General features: G+C 71.2%; 15 protein-coding genes. 5 read left to right on the top strand and 10 right to left on the bottom strand.

Annotated features, from left to right (window positions below):
• Positions 1 to 78: 78 nt before the first annotated feature.
• The 6 genes from ACFVS9_RS20845 to ACFVS9_RS20820 all read right to left on the bottom strand — a co-directional run bounded on the left by ACFVS9_RS20845 (position 79) and on the right by ACFVS9_RS20820 (position 6,712).
• The gene (locus ACFVS9_RS20845) at positions 79 to 645 is read right to left on the bottom strand and encodes a uridine kinase (RefSeq protein ID WP_389934316.1); all 567 of its coding nucleotides are present in this window, start codon (positions 643 to 645) and stop codon (positions 79 to 81) included.
• A 393-nt stretch (positions 646 to 1,038) separates the two neighbouring features.
• Positions 1,039 to 1,704 carry a TetR/AcrR family transcriptional regulator gene (locus ACFVS9_RS20840; protein WP_389934314.1) on the bottom strand — a complete coding sequence of 222 codons (666 nt, stop codon included), beginning with the start codon at positions 1,702 to 1,704 and terminating at the stop codon, positions 1,039 to 1,041.
• 742 nt (positions 1,705 to 2,446) lie between these two features.
• The gene (locus ACFVS9_RS20835; RefSeq protein ID WP_389934312.1) at positions 2,447 to 3,112 is read right to left on the bottom strand and encodes an ABC transporter permease; all 666 of its coding nucleotides are present in this window, start codon (positions 3,110 to 3,112) and stop codon (positions 2,447 to 2,449) included.
• A gap of 108 nt (positions 3,113 to 3,220) precedes the next feature.
• On the bottom strand, positions 3,221 to 4,264 hold the full coding sequence (locus ACFVS9_RS20830) for a medium chain dehydrogenase/reductase family protein (RefSeq protein WP_389934309.1): 1,044 nt from the start codon (positions 4,262 to 4,264) through the stop codon (positions 3,221 to 3,223).
• Between the two features lie 1,342 nt (positions 4,265 to 5,606).
• The gene (locus ACFVS9_RS20825) at positions 5,607 to 5,945 is read right to left on the bottom strand and encodes a hypothetical protein (protein WP_383114198.1); all 339 of its coding nucleotides are present in this window, start codon (positions 5,943 to 5,945) and stop codon (positions 5,607 to 5,609) included.
• Between the two features lie 317 nt (positions 5,946 to 6,262).
• A complete protein-coding gene (locus ACFVS9_RS20820) occupies positions 6,263 to 6,712 on the bottom strand; it encodes a DoxX family protein (protein WP_389934306.1) in 450 nt (149 codons plus the stop codon).
• Positions 6,713 to 7,129: 417 nt separating this feature from the next.
• Here ACFVS9_RS20820 and ACFVS9_RS20815 point away from each other — a divergent pair, with 417 nt between their 5' ends.
• Positions 7,130 to 8,053, top strand: coding sequence for an RNA polymerase sigma-70 factor (locus tag ACFVS9_RS20815; protein WP_389934303.1), 924 nt, complete (start codon positions 7,130 to 7,132; stop codon positions 8,051 to 8,053).
• A 434-nt stretch (positions 8,054 to 8,487) separates the two neighbouring features.
• Entirely contained in the window at positions 8,488 to 9,336 is an 849-nt protein-coding gene (locus ACFVS9_RS20810) for a MerR family transcriptional regulator (protein WP_383114201.1), read from the top strand.
• A gap of 552 nt (positions 9,337 to 9,888) precedes the next feature.
• Here the strand turns inward: ACFVS9_RS20810 and ACFVS9_RS20805 are convergent.
• The gene (locus ACFVS9_RS20805; RefSeq protein ID WP_389934300.1) at positions 9,889 to 10,413 is read right to left on the bottom strand and encodes an O-acetyl-ADP-ribose deacetylase; all 525 of its coding nucleotides are present in this window, start codon (positions 10,411 to 10,413) and stop codon (positions 9,889 to 9,891) included.
• Between the two features lie 442 nt (positions 10,414 to 10,855).
• Between ACFVS9_RS20805 and ACFVS9_RS20800 the strand changes: the two genes are divergently transcribed.
• Together ACFVS9_RS20800 and ACFVS9_RS20795 are read left to right on the top strand one after the other, a co-directional pair.
• Positions 10,856 to 11,368 (top strand): SigE family RNA polymerase sigma factor, encoded by a 513-nt coding sequence (locus ACFVS9_RS20800; protein ID WP_389934298.1) that lies wholly within the window; start codon positions 10,856 to 10,858, stop codon positions 11,366 to 11,368.
• A gap of 131 nt (positions 11,369 to 11,499) precedes the next feature.
• Positions 11,500 to 12,780 carry a hypothetical protein gene (locus ACFVS9_RS20795; protein ID WP_389934295.1) on the top strand — a complete coding sequence of 427 codons (1,281 nt, stop codon included), beginning with the start codon at positions 11,500 to 11,502 and terminating at the stop codon, positions 12,778 to 12,780.
• A 152-nt stretch (positions 12,781 to 12,932) separates the two neighbouring features.
• Here the strand turns inward: ACFVS9_RS20795 and ACFVS9_RS20790 are convergent, their stop codons facing one another.
• Both ACFVS9_RS20790 and ACFVS9_RS20785 read right to left on the bottom strand, forming a co-directional pair.
• The gene (locus tag ACFVS9_RS20790; protein ID WP_389934292.1) at positions 12,933 to 13,562 is read right to left on the bottom strand and encodes a hypothetical protein; all 630 of its coding nucleotides are present in this window, start codon (positions 13,560 to 13,562) and stop codon (positions 12,933 to 12,935) included.
• An 86-nt stretch (positions 13,563 to 13,648) separates the two neighbouring features.
• A complete protein-coding gene (locus ACFVS9_RS20785; RefSeq protein ID WP_389934289.1) occupies positions 13,649 to 14,461 on the bottom strand; it encodes a hypothetical protein in 813 nt (270 codons plus the stop codon).
• 714 nt (positions 14,462 to 15,175) lie between these two features.
• On the opposite strand from ACFVS9_RS20785, the gene ACFVS9_RS20780 reads away from it, so the two are divergent.
• A complete protein-coding gene (locus ACFVS9_RS20780; protein WP_389934286.1) occupies positions 15,176 to 15,586 on the top strand; it encodes a hypothetical protein in 411 nt (136 codons plus the stop codon).
• A 229-nt stretch (positions 15,587 to 15,815) separates the two neighbouring features.
• Here the strand turns inward: ACFVS9_RS20780 and ACFVS9_RS20775 are convergent, their stop codons facing one another.
• Complete coding sequence (locus ACFVS9_RS20775; protein WP_389934283.1) at positions 15,816 to 16,391, bottom strand: hypothetical protein; 576 nt, start codon at positions 16,389 to 16,391, stop codon at positions 15,816 to 15,818.
• Position 16,392 lies beyond the last annotated feature (1 nt).

Here is a 16,392-nt window from a genome sequence, read left to right as displayed (position 1 = left end):
GTTGGTCGCGACGCGCCCGTCGTACGCCGCCTCGCGACCGCCGTCGGCCGTGGACCGGTTGCGGCCACCCGGTGCTGCCTACGGTTCCGCGCTCAGCAACGCGTGCAGGCGTCGCACGAGGTGGCTGGTGGGCTGCGTGCCGTCCAGGACGAGTTCGGCGCTGCGCTGTGTCGGGGCGACGTACCGGGTGTGCGCCTCACGACCGTACGCGAGGTATCCGCGCAGGCTGATCTCCGGGTCGGCCCCCTCGCTGATCTTTCGCAGGATCTTCCTGGCGAGGCGCAGGTCGGCCGGCGCGTCGATGTAGACGCTCCAACGAGCCGGCCGGGTCAGGGCGGGCAGCAGAGCGAACGTGCCCTCGACCACGAGGGTCCGGGTATCGGGAAGCACGGCCGCGTCGAGGGCGCTCCGGACTCGTCCCCGGTCGAGGGCACGGGGGTCGCTGTAGTTGATCACGGACCCGGGCCCCTTGATCGCGGGGACGACGGGGGCCCGATCGGGGTCGGTGTGAAAGCAGTGATCGAGGTGGACGACCCGTGTTCCCGGCAGGCTCGCGGCCACCCCGGTGGCCACGGTGGTCTTCCCGGATCCGGCACCGCCCCCGATGAGGAGCAGCGGTACGGGCGGGGCGGAGAGCGGCAGCACAGCGCCTCCTCGGTGAGGTGGGAGGCGACAGCATAGAGGCCCGTGGCCAGGGGGCGGCCGCGTGCAGGGACGGCCGTGTGACGTCTACGGCCCGCGACCTTGTCACCGGCTCCACCGCCGTGGCATGCCACGGGCACGTCCTCCGGCGTTGCTTCTGTCCGGCGACGCTGCGGAACCGGTGCGCCGTCCGCATCCCCACACACCGGCCGCCGAGGATCGTCGGCAGTGGCCGCAGCCCGGCAACGACACCCGCGCCGCTTGAGGCGCGCCGTTGCAAGCAGCGGGCCTCTTCTCGGAGTCCTGCCGCCCGCCCGAAGTCCACGCGCACGGGTACGTAGCTGTCGGTCGTCGCATCTCCCCTGCGGCCAGGGCGGGTTGACGTCAGCATGTAGCTCAGGCGGCGTTCAGGCGTACGAGCGGGAGGATGACGCGTTCGGGGATGTCCTCGGGCCAGGGATAGGACGGGGAGACGATCCGCTGGTGGGCGAGTCCGTGCAGGCCCACCCACAGCGCCGTCGCGTCGCCGGGCACGTCGTCGCTCGCGGCCAGGCCGGCGGCGACGCAGGCGTCGAGGGCTTCGACGAGCATCAGCATGGACGGCGCGCCGAGCATGCCGAGGTCCGTCCCGGTCAACGAGGTGTCCTCCAGCGTCGGTGTCCACAGGCCGCCGAACATGGTGCGGTAGCGCTGGGGGTGGTGCGCGGCGAAGTCGAGATACGTCTCGCAGATGGCGAGCAGCCGGTGCCGTGGGTCGTGGCCCGCCTGGCCCACCGCTGCGCCCAGCGCTCCCTCCAGTCCGGCGAACTCCCGCTGTACGACGGCGAGCATGATGGCCGGCTGGTCGGGGAAATGCGAGTAGATCGAGGGGGTGGCGATACCGACCCGGCGGGCCACCGACCTCAGGGTGACGGCGTGCTGGTCTCCGGCCTCGTCGAGCAGGTCCGCCGCCGCGTCGATGATCTCGTCACGCAGCTTTCCACCCTCGCCCCGACGGTTGCGTGTGCGGGTGGGGGCCTGCTTCGCGGGGGTTGTTCCTGCCGCTGTTCCGATTGCCTTCACTCTGTTCACCTTCTGTCGCGGAGTGGGCCGGGAACCCCGGCCCCTGGTGCCGGCGGCCGTACCGCCCGTGGCGTCGTGCCGCGTGCACCGGGTCGGTCGCTCCGGTGTGCGGTACGGCCGGTCTTCGTCTCGGCGGTGGCCTCGCCGCGGTTGACCCGGTCGGTCAGGCCCTCTCGGAGGGCCGCCCGGTTGCCGGGGATCTCGGCCGGAACGGGGGCCGCCCGACCTGGACTCCCGGTGGTGGCGAGCGCGCGCCGCCCTTGGCCTTCCCGAACGTCCACAGGTGCACGCCGTCGACGCCGTTCACGGGAGCGGCCCGGGCGGAGCACCGGTTCCGGTCGACGTCGGTGACGGTGGAGGTGGTCTCCACGCCCCGCGGGGACCGGACGAAGACCCAGCCCGGCGGCAGCTCCCGGGTGTCCGTGTCCTCTTCCGGGCCGGGGCGATCTCGGGGGTCCACGTGTGCCACGCGTCGATGTCGGTGTGCGGGTCCCGGATCTCCCGCACCGGCGCCTTGATCGCGGCGCCGGTGCGGGAGATGGCCGGCGCGCTTCCTGTCGACGGTCCCGCCGCGGCACTCCTGGGAGGCCGGAGTGCCGGTCCGGGCCTCGTGCGCGGTCGCCAGGGACGGCGCGGAGAGGGTCGGGGCTGAGGCCATGGCCTGCGGGACGCGGCGTGGCGGGTTCATCGGGTCGGCGTCTTCCCTTGGCGGTGGTGCGCCGGCCGGCGGGGTGGGTGCTGGTCAGCGGGAGGGGTGTGCCGGTTCGTCGGTGCTGGTGGTGAGCGGGTGGGTGCGGCGCGGATCCCGGCGGCGGCGTTCGAGGAGGGTGGCGAGGGCGTAGGCGCCGCCGCCGGCGAGGGTGAGGACCCAGTAGAAGCCGGGGTCGCCGAGGAGGAGGGCGGCGGTGGAGGTGAGGGCGAGCCAGGTGCCGAGGGTGTAGTGCAGCGTGTTGCGGCGGGTGGCGCCTTCGGCGACGTAAATGAGGCCGACGACGAAGCCGGAACCGGTGGGCCAGAGCAGCGTCTGGATGTCGGGGTTGTCCAGGGTGGTGCTGAGGCCGGTGATGGCGAGGAAGAGGGCGGCGAATGCGGTTATCCAGAGGGCGCCCAGGAGTTGGCCGGTGCGGAGGGTGTGGGGGTCGGTGGTGGCGCGCTGGGCTCGCAGGGCGGCCCGGGTGGCCTGGACGGTGCCGGCGGCCAGCCCGGCGCAGAGCAGGGTCATGGGCAGCCAGCCGGGGAGTTCGAGGACGGGGGTTTCGCCCCGGGAGAGGGCGGCGGAGCCGTGGCCGAGGAGGTAGGCGAGGCCGAAGCTGATGTAGGTGGCGAGGTTGTCGACATCGGCCGCGGGGGTGCGGGCCGGGGTGGCACGGTCGGTGGCGGCGGGCGGGGCGATCGCGGTGAAGGACATGACGGATTACCTCCGGGCGGGGTGGGACGGAGCGGGGTGAGGGGGGCGCGGGCGGGCCGCCGGGCAGGACGGGAGAGGGGTGGGTGGTGAGGGGCCGTGCTCCGGATGTCACACCCCGGGGACGATGACGACCTTGCCGGCGACGGTGCGGGATTCGGCGAGCCGCAGGGCTTCGACGGTGTCGGCCAGGGAGAACGTGGCGGCGATCTGGGGAGTGAGGGTGCCGTCGCCGACCAGGTCCAGGACCTGGGTGAGGTCGTCGGTCATCCGCTGCTGCCAGGTCTTGCGGCAACGGCGCTTGCCGGCCCAGAGGTTGTAGAAGTGGGCGCTCCTGCCGTTGGGCAGGGCGTTCCAGGCGTTCAGGCGGGCGAAGAGCTTGAGGACGGGGAGCTGGGAGTTGCCTTCCTCGTCCTTGCTGGCGGCCGTGCCGTAGGAGACCAGGGTGCCGCCGCGGCGCAGGAGTTGCCAGGAGTCCTCGATGGCGGGCCCGCCGACGTGGTCGAAGACCGCGTCCACACCGTCGGGGGCGATGTCGCGGATGCGGGCGTACAGGTCGGGGTCGCGGTAGTCGACCGGGGTGACGCCGAGTGCGCGCAGGGTGTCGTGGTGGCGGGGTGAGGCGGTGCCGATGACGGTGATGCCCGCGTGCCGGGCGAGCTGGACGAGGGTGGAGCCGACACCGCCGTTGGCGCCGAGCACCACGATGGTCTGGCCGGTACGGACCTCGGCGGTGCGGTAGAGCATCTGCCAGGCGGTGACACCGTTGACGATGACCGTCTCGGCGGCGGCCGCGTCGATGCCGTCGGGAACGGGCATCAGGTCGGCGGCGTCCACGATCAGGTGGCTGGCCCAGGCACCGGTCTTGGTGATCGCCGCGAAGCGGCGTCCCACGAGTGCGGAGTCGGTCTCGGGGCCGGCGGCGGTGACGGTGCCGACGAGGTCGTAGCCGGGAACGAAGGGGAAGGGCGGCTGGTCGTAGTACTTGCCCCGGCGCATCTGCTGCTCGGCGAAGCAGACCCCGGTCGCCTCCATCCGCAGGACGACCTGGCCCTTGCCCGGTGCGGGCAGTTCCTGGGTGCGCAGTTGGAGGCCCTCGGGTTCGACCTTGCCCGGCAGGACGATCTCGGTCGCGGTGGTCGCGGTGATGGTCATGGCGTACGTACTCCCTTGGTTCTGCGGTTCCCCGCCGTGTGCTTACGATCGTAAGGCTATGAGTGTTAGGTCAACGTGCGCAAGGGGCTACGTAAATAAACTTACGGCCGTTAGGTCGAGCGGTGCCGCGAGTGCCGTGCCACTGACGAACGAAGGGGGTGCGGCTGGGCGAACCGGTCACCCCCTCACCCGAGGGGCAACCCATCCCGTCGGCCGGTGTTCGATGCGCCGGGGTACCGAGGGCGGGCCAAGTGTCCTCAGCCGAGGGGCACTTGGCGGCCGGGGTCCGGTAGCGGCCTCTCCCTGGACTCCAGGGCAACGGTCGCGGAGCGGGTCGCATTCGCTCCCCCGAACAACACTGAGCCGGTCGGACGGTGCGACCACCGTCCGACCGGCTGTTGACGCCCTCTCAGGTGACCAGGCCGCTCAACCGGCCTTGAGGTGCTGAAGCCTATGCAGGCCGTCCGCGTTGAGCCAGTACTCGACGAACCGCCCGTCCCGCGTGCGAAGAGTGCCGGTCCCGGTGAAGGCGACCACGGTCCCCGCCGGGGCCTCGGCACCGGAAAGCCTCCGCCTTAGGTGCCGGTGGCGGTGGCGGTGGCGGTGGCGGTCCAGCGCACGGAGAGGTGGTCTACGGCAGCGCCCGTCGTGACCGACCAACTCCGCCCCTGGCAGGCCGATTCCTGGACCGAAGGGCCCTGCCTCCGTACACACCTGCGCTTCCCACCTGTGCCGAACGGGACAGCAGAACAGGTGCTGCTCGACATGTACGGCGGGAGTGGTCGGGATGCCGCAGCTCACGCACGGGAGCGGTGTCGCCCGCCACGCAGAAAACGCCGTGCGCGTCTGCGGGCTCTCCGAGATCCTCGCGGAGCACCGACCTGGGCCCGGCGAAGGGGTCGGGGCATCCGCAGCGAGCGACCGCGCGCAGTGCACCGTACGTACTCATGGGCGTCACGCTGGACCCGACGTTCACACGTGACCGAGGCCATGCCCCCGATGTCGCCTGCTGACGCTGATGAAACCTCACGGAGAAATGCCGTACGCACGTGTCCGCCGCACTCTCGGGGCTACGACTCCGCTCCACGGACCCGGCAGCCGATCGCACCACCGGCCGAGCACCGCCGACTCCGCCACCGGCCGAGCACCGCCGATTCCGCCGCCGACCGAGCCGACGGACCAGATCGCTGGCCCTGACCTGAGGAAAGGGGGACGACTCCGAGGCTGACCGGGCCGAGCGCCGTCACCCAAGACCTCCCTGCCATCGCCGGCAGGGGAGGACCTGTACCGGGCCTGACGCTCTCTCAGGCACGTCCCTCATACGTCCCGGGCCCGCCGGTACCTACGTCCACGTGACGGCCACGACGGCTGCGGCCGCCGTGAACACCCCCACGGCGTAGAAGGCCCACGGCTGCTTGTTACGCATGCCCACCAGCGCTGTCGCCGCCACCAGGGCGTCCAGGGCCAGCTTCACTCCCATTTTCGCGTCGGAGACCGGCAGGTCAAGGGATATGCGAGTCCAGACGAGCCCCGCGCCTGTGACCAGCTGGACAACGCTGCTGCTCACCATGTAGCCGCCGGTGACCGGATCCTTGCCTCTCAGCTGGAAGAAGATACCGCCGAGGAGGGCGGCGAACCCGAAGAGGTGGAAGACGAGGAACACGTATCGAAGGGTCTCCATGCCAGTGACCTTTCTCAAGAATCAGAGGAAATCGACATTGCTCACACGGGGCCTGCCCCGCACGTGCTCCACCCCGCCGACCAGCACTGCCAGTGCCGTATCGAGGGCCGTGGCCGACGGCCTCGGCGAGGGTACCGCGGCTACATTCCGTCGACGCCCTTGAAATAAAGGGGAGTTCGGAGAAAGTGGCCTGACGCGGGGCGCCGAACCCGCCCCGGTGAGCCCGGCGCTTCGGATCCGCGCTCCCGACGGCAGCCGGACCCGGCGGCAGTCGGACCCGGCGGCAGTCGGACCTGGCGGCAGTCGGACCTGCCGGTTCAGCCGGTGAAAGGTGTGGGGCCGAAACGGCCCCAGGCGACGAAGGCGGCCAGTACGAGGTAGATCACGTCGCCCGTGATCGTGACCCGCTCGCCACGGCGCAGACGCATGACGATCGCGCACCCGAACAACACGACAAGTCCCGTGGCGGCCATGGGCACTTGTACCGGCGCCATGTCGAGCACCGCAGGCAGGATCAGGCCGACGGCGGCAAGCAGCTCGACCGCGCCGATGGCCTTGAGCGCGCCGGGAGCGAAGTCCAGGACCCACTGTGCGGAGGAGCCCACCGCGGCGAGCTTCGCCTGGGGCACGAACATCTTGGAGCTGCCCACGAGACAGACGACAGCAAGTACTCCGGCGGTGATCCACAGCGCGACGTTCATCATCAGCTCCCTGGTCGAGGACTTCCTTCCGTACCTGGGACGAGGTGTCGACTCAGCCTGTGACATGCCGGAACCCGCGCAGCGGAGAGACGTGGGACACACCACCACCCCGCCCGGCGGACCGGGGGCATCGCTTGCCCCGCCGACCGGAGGGGCAACCTGGTTCCCGGACGCGGCCACCGGAGAGGGCGGGCGGCGAGGTGGGGTGGGCGAGAACTGTCCAGCGCTGCGACGAGCAGCGACTCGTGGCTCTCGTTCCGCCCACCCGTCCACGAACACGCCGGCCCGTCCACGAACACCTCAAGCGGGGTGGCCATGGCCCGGCAGCGAATCGGCCACCAAGCCGTAGGCGAGTTCCTCGGAACCGCTACCGCGACCCGGCCCGCGGAGACATGATTCAGCGGGCAGCCCACACGGGGGATCTGCCGAATACGCCTCGTCGGAGCGGGTCCGGCCGGGCACGCGAACCACCTGGGGGCCGACATGACCAAGGTCGAGGAGTTCGAGGAGCTGCGGCCGCTGCTCTTCTCGATCGCGTACCGGATCCTGGGCAGCGTGACCGAGGCGGAGGACGCGGTGCAGGAGGGCTGGCTCCGCTACGACGCGTCGACCACCCGCCCGGTATCGGTCAAGGCGTTCCTGTCGACCACGGTGACCCGGATCGCGATCGACGTCCTGCGCTCCGCACGCGTACGTCGGGAGGAGTACGCCGGACCGTGGCTGCCCGAGCCCCTGCTCGATGATCCGTACGAGGATCCTGCCCGCGCGGCGGAACTGGCCGACTCGGTGTCGATGGCGGCGCTGCTGCTCCTGGAGCGGCTGAGCCCGCTGGAGCGGTCGGTGTTCGTGCTGCGGGATGTCTTCGCCTTCGGCTTCGACGACATCGCCGCAGCGGTGGGCCGCTCGGAGGCGGCCTGCCGTCAGCTGCTCGTACGGGCACGCCGTCACATGCACGAGGGCCGGCCCCGGTTCGAGGCCGACCGCCAGGAGCGGCAGGAACTGGCGGGGCGGTTCTTCGAGGCGCTGTCACAGGGAAACGTGGACGGACTGCGCAGCCTGCTGTCCGCCGATGTCGAACTCGTCGGGGACGGCGGCGGCAAGGCTCCGCAACTGGCCAGGACCGTGGCCGGCGCCGAGAACGTGGCCCGGCTGCTCGCCACCGTCCACCCCCTCATGGCGCAGATCGGCATCACGTGGGAGCCGCGCGACATCAACGGCCGGCCGGGCGCGCTCTTCCACGACCGCGAGGGCAAGATCCTGCACATCCTCGCTCTCGACGTGCTGGACGGGCGGATCCAGTTCGTCCGCTCGGTCATCAACCCGGACAAGCTCGGCCACCTCGGCCCGGTCGCGGACGCCTGGGCCATCGACCGGGAGGTGAAGCAGATCCGCAGGCGGACGCCGTGACACACCGCCGACTTCCCTTGCCCGGTGACTGGATGCGCAGACGCGCCCATCACATCCACCGTCACAGCCGCCACCGTAGTGCGGGCGTCGGACAGCGCCTTGCCGCACACGGGCGCACCACACAGGGCATTCAGACGTACGGCAGGAGGTGCTGTGCCGGGACGGGCCGTGGTTCCTGCCGTCCGGGCAACGTGGTGTCCGGGGCTTCCGTGGCGCGGCCGAACCTCCTGTCCGCTCCTCCCGTCGGCGAAGCCGAGATCAGAGTGACACACGTTCTGGGGCGCCGCCCCGCCTGGCGATGTGCCCTCACGGACGGCTCGCCCGGGGCACATCGATACGCCTGGGCCGATCAAGCCACCGGTCGACGCCGTTCCCCGGCCGTCACGTAGCTTCTTGACTCTCACACCGTGTCAGGTGGTCAGCTCGGAGACATCATGTTCACCATCGGAGACTTCGCTCGGCATGGCCGCGTCTCGGTCCGGATGCTGCGTCACTACGACGCGACCGGACTGCTGCGACCGGCTCATGTCGATCCCGCCAGCAGCTATCGCTACTACACCGCCACCCAGCTCGCCCGGCTCAACCGGATCATCGCGCTCAAGGACCTCGGATTCACCCTCCAGCAGGTCCAGGACATCGTGGACGAGAAGGTCAGCATCGAGGAGCTGCGCGGCATGCTGCGGCTGCGACGGGCCGAGCTGGAGACCGCGGTGGCTGCCGCAGGAGCACGGCTGGTGCAGGTCGAGGCGAGGATCCGAGCCATCGAGAGCGAGGGGCACATGCCCACGAACGACGTCGTCATCAAGAGCGTCCCTTCCGTCCGGGTGGCGGAGCTGACCGACACCGCCGCCAGTTTCAAGCCCGAGGACATCAGCCCGGTCCTCGGACCGCTCTACGACGAGCTGTTCCGGTGCCTGGGTTCGGCGGGCATCACCCCCACGGGTCCCGGCGTGGCGTACTACGAGGACGCACCGGAGGGCGGTGGCAGGATCAGCGTGCACGCCGCGGTCCAGGTCTCCGCCCCTCTCCAGGACGGCACCTTCCGGATCCTCGACCTGCCTTCCCTCGACCAGGCAGCGACCATCGTGCACCACGGTTCGATGGACACCGTGCTGCCCACCGCCCAGGCCCTGGCCCGCTGGGTCGACGCCAACGGCCGCCGGTCGACCGGATATCCCCGCGAGATCAGCCTGGAGTGCCCGGAGAACCGTGACGACTGGGTGACGGAACTGCAGGCACCGCTGACCGGCACGGGATCAGTCGCGCTCCAGTCTGACCGGTGATCACGTTCCGGCACCCGGAGAACCGAGTCCCCTCGGGACACAGGAAGGTCCGGGAGGTCCACCGGTCGAGGTGAGCGCGGTCGGCTCACGGCCCGACTGACCCGGCAGGCAGGCCCGGCGCCGGCCTCGTGGCGCGTGCCCACGAGGCCGGCGGCGCTCTCCGCGAGGTCTGTCGGCTGGTCGTCGAGCACGGTCCGGGCCGTCCCGCACACCACCGGAGGTACAGCGGGCACGAACCACGTACGACGAACGTGCGCGGCAACCTGAGGTACACGGACGGCCGGACGAACGCGCCCACCGCAGGTACGACGAACGGCCCCGACGCACGCGGCCACTGGAGGTACGGCGGACCGTGGGCATACGCGGCCACCGCAGCTGCGCGGACGACGAACGTGCGCTGCCGACTGCGGTACGCCGAGACAGCGGCCGCACCCGAGCCGGCCAAGGTACGCCGAGACAGCGGCCGCACCCGAGCCGGCCAAGGTACGCCGAGACGGCAGACGCGCCCGGCCGGCCGAGATACGCCGAGACAGCAGGCGTACGCGGTCCAGGCTAGGCCGACAGCGCCTCGTCGAAACGGGCGTACGCCTCCTCGTCGAAGAGCACGAACCGCACCTCGGTGACCGGCGGGAGCGCGGCTTCGCGGACCGTGCGGACGGCGATCCGGGCCCCGTCGTCGAGCGGCCAGCCGTAGACGCCCGTCGAGATCGCGGGAAAGGCGACCGTCCTGGCGCCCAGTTCCGAGGCCACCCGCAGGGACTCCCGGTAGCAGGAGGCCAGCGACGCGGAACGGTCCTCCGTGCGCGACCAGACCGGTCCCACGGTGTGGACGACGTGTTGCGCGTGCAGCCGGCCGGCCGTCGTCGCCACCGCCTGCCCGGTCGCCAGTCCCTTGCCGTAGTGCGAGGCCCGCAGGTCGCGGCAGGCCGCAAGGATCTCGGGCCCACCGCGCCGGTGGATCGCGCCGTCCACGCCACCGCCGCCGAGGAGCGAGGAGTTGGCGGCGTTGACCAGGACATCGGCGTGCTGCTCGGTGATGTCCCCGCGCACGAGGGTGATCGTCGGTCGTGTCGTCATGCGGCCATCCTGCCTGTCCTGGCCCGGCCACTCGGTCGCCGTGCCGCGGTGAGCCTTCCGGAAGGCCGTCGCCGTGCCGCGGTGGCCTTCCGGGAGGCCGTCGCCGTGCCGCGGTGGCCTTCCGGAAGGCGACCAGCATGCGGCCGGGCGCCTGGCAGGCTTCGGTGACCGTCCGGTGAGGAGTGCGTCGAGGACGCAGCACCCCTCACCAGGGACCGCACCCCTCACCAGGGGAGGCGCCCCTCATCGGGAGCCGCACCCCTCGCCCGGGATGCCGCACCGGCCGAAGGTGCGCTGCCCATCTACCCCGGCACCGGGCAGGCGGGCCGGTGCGGCACGATGCGGAAGCAGTCGGGTGCAACATTTCGCCAGGCGTGGCGCGTCGATGAGGTGGAAGGGCAGCAGTCCTTCGGCCGGAGTGCAACAGGGGGGACGGAAAAGCGTGAGAAAGTCTCGCGAGGACGGGTTCATAGAGTTCGCAGGCGGTCTCACGGGACATCTGTTCCGCTCCGCGTGCCTTCTCACCAGCGGTGACACCCACCTCGCCGAGGATCTGGTACAGGAGACGCTCGGGCGGATGTACCTGAAGTGGGGGCGCATCTCCCAGGTGGACAACCCCGCCGCGTACGCCCAGACGGTTCTCGTACGGACCTTCCTCACCTACCGGCGCAGGCGTTCCTCGGACGAACGGCCGGTGTCAGTGCTGCCCGAGGCCCCCGTCGTCACCGGGAGTGATCCGCTGCTACGGCTGGCTCTCCTCCAAGCGCTCGGGCAACTGGCTCCGAAGGACCGGGCGGTGGTGGTCCTCCGTTACTGGGAGGACCGAAGCATCGAGGAGACGGCCGACGCCATGAACATCAGCTCGTCCGCCGTACGGACCCGGGCTTCACGGGCGCTGGCCCGGCTGCGCGCCATGCTGGGCGGAAGTCTCAACGAACTCGTCGCCGCCAACTGAGCCTCGCCGCCGGGGTAAGGGCCGGGTCATGCGTCAGCACCCGGGCCTCGATCCACCGCCGCACACGAACCACCGGCCAAGACCTCCCTCGATCCCGTCCCACCTGCGCCGACCGGAGATGGTGAACCTCCATGCCCTTTGAGAACGAACCCGAGAACGAGACCCAGCACGACGCCGACGGCGCCTCGAAGGACAGCTTCGAGAACGACCTCGGCCAGATCATGCGGCAGACCGGCGGCACGTTCGTCACCGACCGGCGGGCCCTGGTCGCAGCGGGAGCCCTCCGCGGCCGTCGCAAGGCCACCCGCCACCGGGTCACGGCGCTCGGCGCAGGGGTGCTGACACTCGCCGTCCTGGGCACGGGTGGGATGTATGTGACTCGTGGGTCCGGAGAGGACGCCTCGTCGGTGGCCAATGCCACCCCGACCTGGACAGTGACCCCGTCCCCGCAGCCGAGTGACGGATCGTCCCCGGGGCCGCGGGAGAACCGGCTGACGGAGGACCCCACGTCCTTCATGCGGGCCAGCGCCGACCAGATGATCAAACTCCTGGAGATCAGCCTTCCGGCCCTTCCCAAGGGGAAGTTCAGCAAGCAACGGGGCACGACCAACCTGGGCGGCCCCGGCGTGGCGGACGCCTCCCTCGTCTACGACGACAGTTACGGGGCCTCGCTCGTCTCCATCTCCGCCCAGCGCGTCGACCCGAAGGACGCGACGGTGCGGAAGCAGCTGAAGTGCGGGAAGAGTACAGCTGACTCCGTGTGCACGATCGGCCCCTACGGTGAAAAGGTGGAGCAGGGACACGTGGGCGGCGCGTCCGGTGACGTGAAGGTCTGGAAATCCACGCGGATCTCCGGGGAAGGCTTTCTGCTGCAAGCGGTCGAGTACAACGCGCCCTCCCCGACGGCCGCCCCCACCCGGAACAAGCCCCCGCTGAGCGTCCTCCAGCTGGAGGAACTGGCGGCGAGCGTGGAGGGGGCGTTCACCAAGTACGGCGTCTTGAACGCCGAGTCGTTCACCAGCCCGCGCCCCGTCCAGAACAGCTGGGAGGCCTTCCAGACGCTCGGCGCTCTGGTCCCCGCCGGGCATGAGGCGGTCGGCAGGGGCGGGGGCGGTGACGAGGGCTACGTGATCGTGCGCGACAGGAAGACGCACGCCAAGACGTTCCTCCGGGTACGGCTGGGGCACGGCACCGCGGCCGGCGGCAAGGTCGTCACCCGCGACGAGGCGGGTCAGTACGCGGGCACGGTGGGACTGACGGCAGAGACCGTGACCGAGCAGGGCCTGCGGGTGACGGTCACCTCCTACAACGCGGAGTATCCGCACAGGGCTCCTGTGATGTCCGCGCCCCCGTTCACCAAGGCCCAGCTGACCACGATCGTGACCGACGACGTATGGCGGACGATCAAGTAGCCCCCCGTCCCCGGCCCGTCGCCCACACCTTCGCCCACGCCTTCGCCAGGACGCCGCTCCGTGGTCGGCCGAGAGCCTTGACCGGCACCCCGCGCCGCCGGGCCGGCCGGGGAGGGGTGGCCGGTGCGGGGCGGCAGCCGGCGCCCCGGGGGCTATCCGGAGGCCGCCTTGACGGTGAGGCGCTTCCGCCACTCCCGCAGATCCTTGATCTTGTAGTCACCGCTGAACTCGTCGACGCCGTACACCGTCCCCAGCTCGTCGGTGATCTCCTCGTCCAACAGGTCGAGGGCCTCCCGGAAATCGCCCTTCATCTCCAGCACCCGGATCAGTCCGTCCCGCATGGTGCGGTGGTCCGCCGGCCGCTTCGAGCCGGAGGCCCCGGACTCCGTGTACAGGGCGCGCAGCAGGCGCACTGCCTCGGCCGGTTCCCCGTTCTCGGCGAGGCACCGGGCGAGGCCTGCCCGGGACATACGGGTGTCGGCGTGCTCGAAGCCCAGCACCCGGGTGCAGTCCGCCACGAGGATCCGCGCCTCGGCGACGGCTCCGTCCAGGTCGCCGACGCCCCGGAGGGCGGAGATGAGCGACACGCGCGACCGCAGGGTCTCTGAGTCGTCGGCTCCGAACTCGGCTTTCCTGTCCGCTACTTCCGCCACGGCCCGTCGCAGGACTTCGTCGTGCCGGCCTTCGCCGCCGAGCCAGCGGGACACCTGTACGTGGGCGAGGCGCGTATCGGGGTGCCAGCGGCCCAGCTTCCGGGTGAGGTAGGCGACATCCCTGTGCACGTCCGGCCAGGTCCGTGACGTCGGCCGCTCCCAGTTCCGGAAGCGCCGGCCGACCCACCAGGCGCCGAGGGACCGTCGGGGCCGGCTCACACCCCACCACCACAGCCGCCGCCGCAGCCGCCACCGCAGGAACTGGCCGCGCCGACACCACCGTCGTTGGCCCAGCCGGACGTACGGGTGGAGTCCGTGCCTCCGGATCTCTCGGGCCTGGGCACGCGTACCCTCGCCTCGACGACGCAGCGCTCGCACAGCGCGTCGAACTCGGGCCACTGCCGCTGCTGGGCCTTCTCGTTGGCGAGCACGAGCCAGACCACCGCCGGCGCGTGCACCGCCAGGGCGATCAGGAACCAGGCCCCGCTCCCGTCCGCCTGACGGTAGTGGAACCCGATGCCGTAGACGAGGACAGCGGCCAGGCCGAACACGGCCGCCCACGCCTCCGCCTCACCGGGGACGTTGCGCCGCCACAGACACCTGGGGAGGTCGCGCCGCGCTGCCTTGCGCAACTGGGCCCTGAACGCCGGGAAGCGAGGTGATGCCATCACCTCATCCACCGCGCCTCTCCCTCCGGCGTCGTGAACGGCCGGCTGGAGTTCCGTCAGCAGGGGGTGTGCTTGCGGCCGGGTGTCCCCCGCCCCCCGGCTTCGGTCGCGGAGGGGGCGGTGCCCGGGCGACAGAAGGAGCATCCCGGCCTGTACGGCCGCCCGCTCTCCCTCGAGCTGGTACATGGCGAGAACGGGCTTGGCCGCACCGGTCTCCATGAAGCGTCCGATGGCCTGCCGGTCGCGCCGGAGCAGATAGCGGAGGCGGACCAGCGAGTACGCCCTGAACGCCAGGAAGGCGCAGACCCATACGACCGCGAAAGCCCAGAAGGCCGGTAAATCCGTCAGAAAGCCTGTCATCAGTTGTCCCCCTCTGATCCCACCCGGTCGGTCAGGGCCGGGCGGGAAGCGGCATCCCCTGCCTACCAGGGTGGCAGGAACGGCTTCCGCAGGACAGATGCCCGACAGATTCGGGGACACCGGATCGGGGGCGGACCGCAGCGGACTGCCCGGCCGTACGAGCGACCGGGTACTGGGCCGGTTCGTTCACGTCCCAACTCCCTTTCCAGACAGTCCTGTTACGGTGCCGGTTCCCGGTAGGCCGGGCCCTGGCCGTACGGGGAGGAGAGCTCAGCCGTACAGGGGGCTTCCTCCGTCCGTCCGACGAACACCGGCGGCCCGGACCCGCGCCGACAGGGCCCCGCTCCCCCGCCGGCCTGTCCCGGACACCTCACTGACGGCCGCCCCCTGGCTCCGGAGACCGGGCCGACCCGTCGGCACCCTCGCCCCCTGCGCGCACGGGGCCGCACCGTCGTCCCCTGCGCGCAGGCGGGCCGTCGCGGAACCAGGCCGTCCCGCCGTCGCACGGACAGTCCCCACCTGATGCAGCACACCTACCCGGCCAGGCACCAGGCCCTCGCCCGACAATCCGGGCGGGCAGGTATGCAGGTGTGCAGGCAAGCAGGCCGCCGAGCGGGCCGTGCCTCGTTCGCGCCGCTGGTCCATCGCCCCACCGGAACGCGCGTACGCTCGTCGGCGGAACCGGCAGGACGAACGGCTAGCGGGGGATTTCTCATGCAATGGACAGCCCGACAGGAATTCGACCGCTGGGCCGGACGCCAGCAGGGCTGGGGTGTCGGTCTGATGGCGGTCTCGGCAGCCCTGTTCCTCTGGCTGGGCTACCTGTTGCTGATGCCGTTCACCGTGCACGACTACGCGGATGAGATCGCCTGCGACGCACCCGTGTTCTACGAGAGTGAGAGCACGCCGTACAGCCAGGGCGCGGGGAAGCTGTGCAGCGCCGCACGTGACTGGCCGGAACTGCTCGCGATCGGCGTTCTGGCCGTGCCGCCCGCGATCGTGGGCGCGGCGCTGTTCACCAGCGGAAGCAGTCGCAAGCGGGCAAGCGCGCACGTGTTCCGCGTCCTCGAGATGCAGGAGTCCGAGGATCGCGCGAAGCAGAAGAGGCGTCCGCCGACCGCCTGAGCGGGCCGTCACCACCGTTCCGCCCGCGCCCCCGTCCTCAGGCTCCCGGCCGGATCGCCTCCGCCCCGGCCCGGGTTGCCGTGGAAGCTCCGGCCCGGGTTGCCCTGGAAGCTCCGGCCCGGGTTGCCGTGGACGATGTCGTCGCGACCGTCGTGTCACCGTCCCGGTCACGGCTCCCGGCGCCTCCATCCGGAGCGGTGGTGCACCGGAGCTGGAGCAGGTGCGGGGTTCAGTCCTGCTGGTACGCCGCCCCTTCCTCGTTGAGGAGGATGTACGCGGGATCCAGGGCAGCGGCCTCGCGGGCTCGGTCCAGGAGTTCGAGGAGCGGCGGCGGGGTGAGCCCGAGCCGTTGGACGAACTCGGCGCGCCGCGCGGGCAGGTCGTCCATGTCGGCCGCCTCACCGAGCTCGTCGTCCTCTTCGGCCCGCAACGCCAGCAGCACCGTCTCGTCCACGGCGCGCCCCTGGCGTTCAAGGCTCAACGCCTGGCCCGCGCACGGCAGCACGGCCAGCAGCAGCAGTGCGTCACGGAGGTTGGTGCCGATGATCCCGGCGGACCCCTCGGAGTCGGCGAACAGCACGGGCCGGTCCTCGCCGTCACCGGCCCCGCAGAGGAAGTACGTGCCGCCGCCGTCGTCCTTGGCTATCGCTTCCAGCGGTTCGCCCGAGGCGAGACGCACCGGCTCCACGTGCGTGATCGGCTCGTGGCTCACGACGCGTGTGTCGAAGCCGAACGGCCACTCGGCGAGCTCCGCCGCCCTCGGATCGTCACGAAGGAGGCCGAGAAGGGAGGTCGAGGAGGTCATA

The organism is Streptomyces sp. NPDC058008, from assembly GCF_042886395.1.
Classification (GTDB): domain Bacteria; phylum Actinomycetota; class Actinomycetes; order Streptomycetales; family Streptomycetaceae; genus Streptomyces.
Note: the sequence above shows the minus strand (reverse complement) of the source record. Positions and strands in the feature narration are given on the sequence as shown.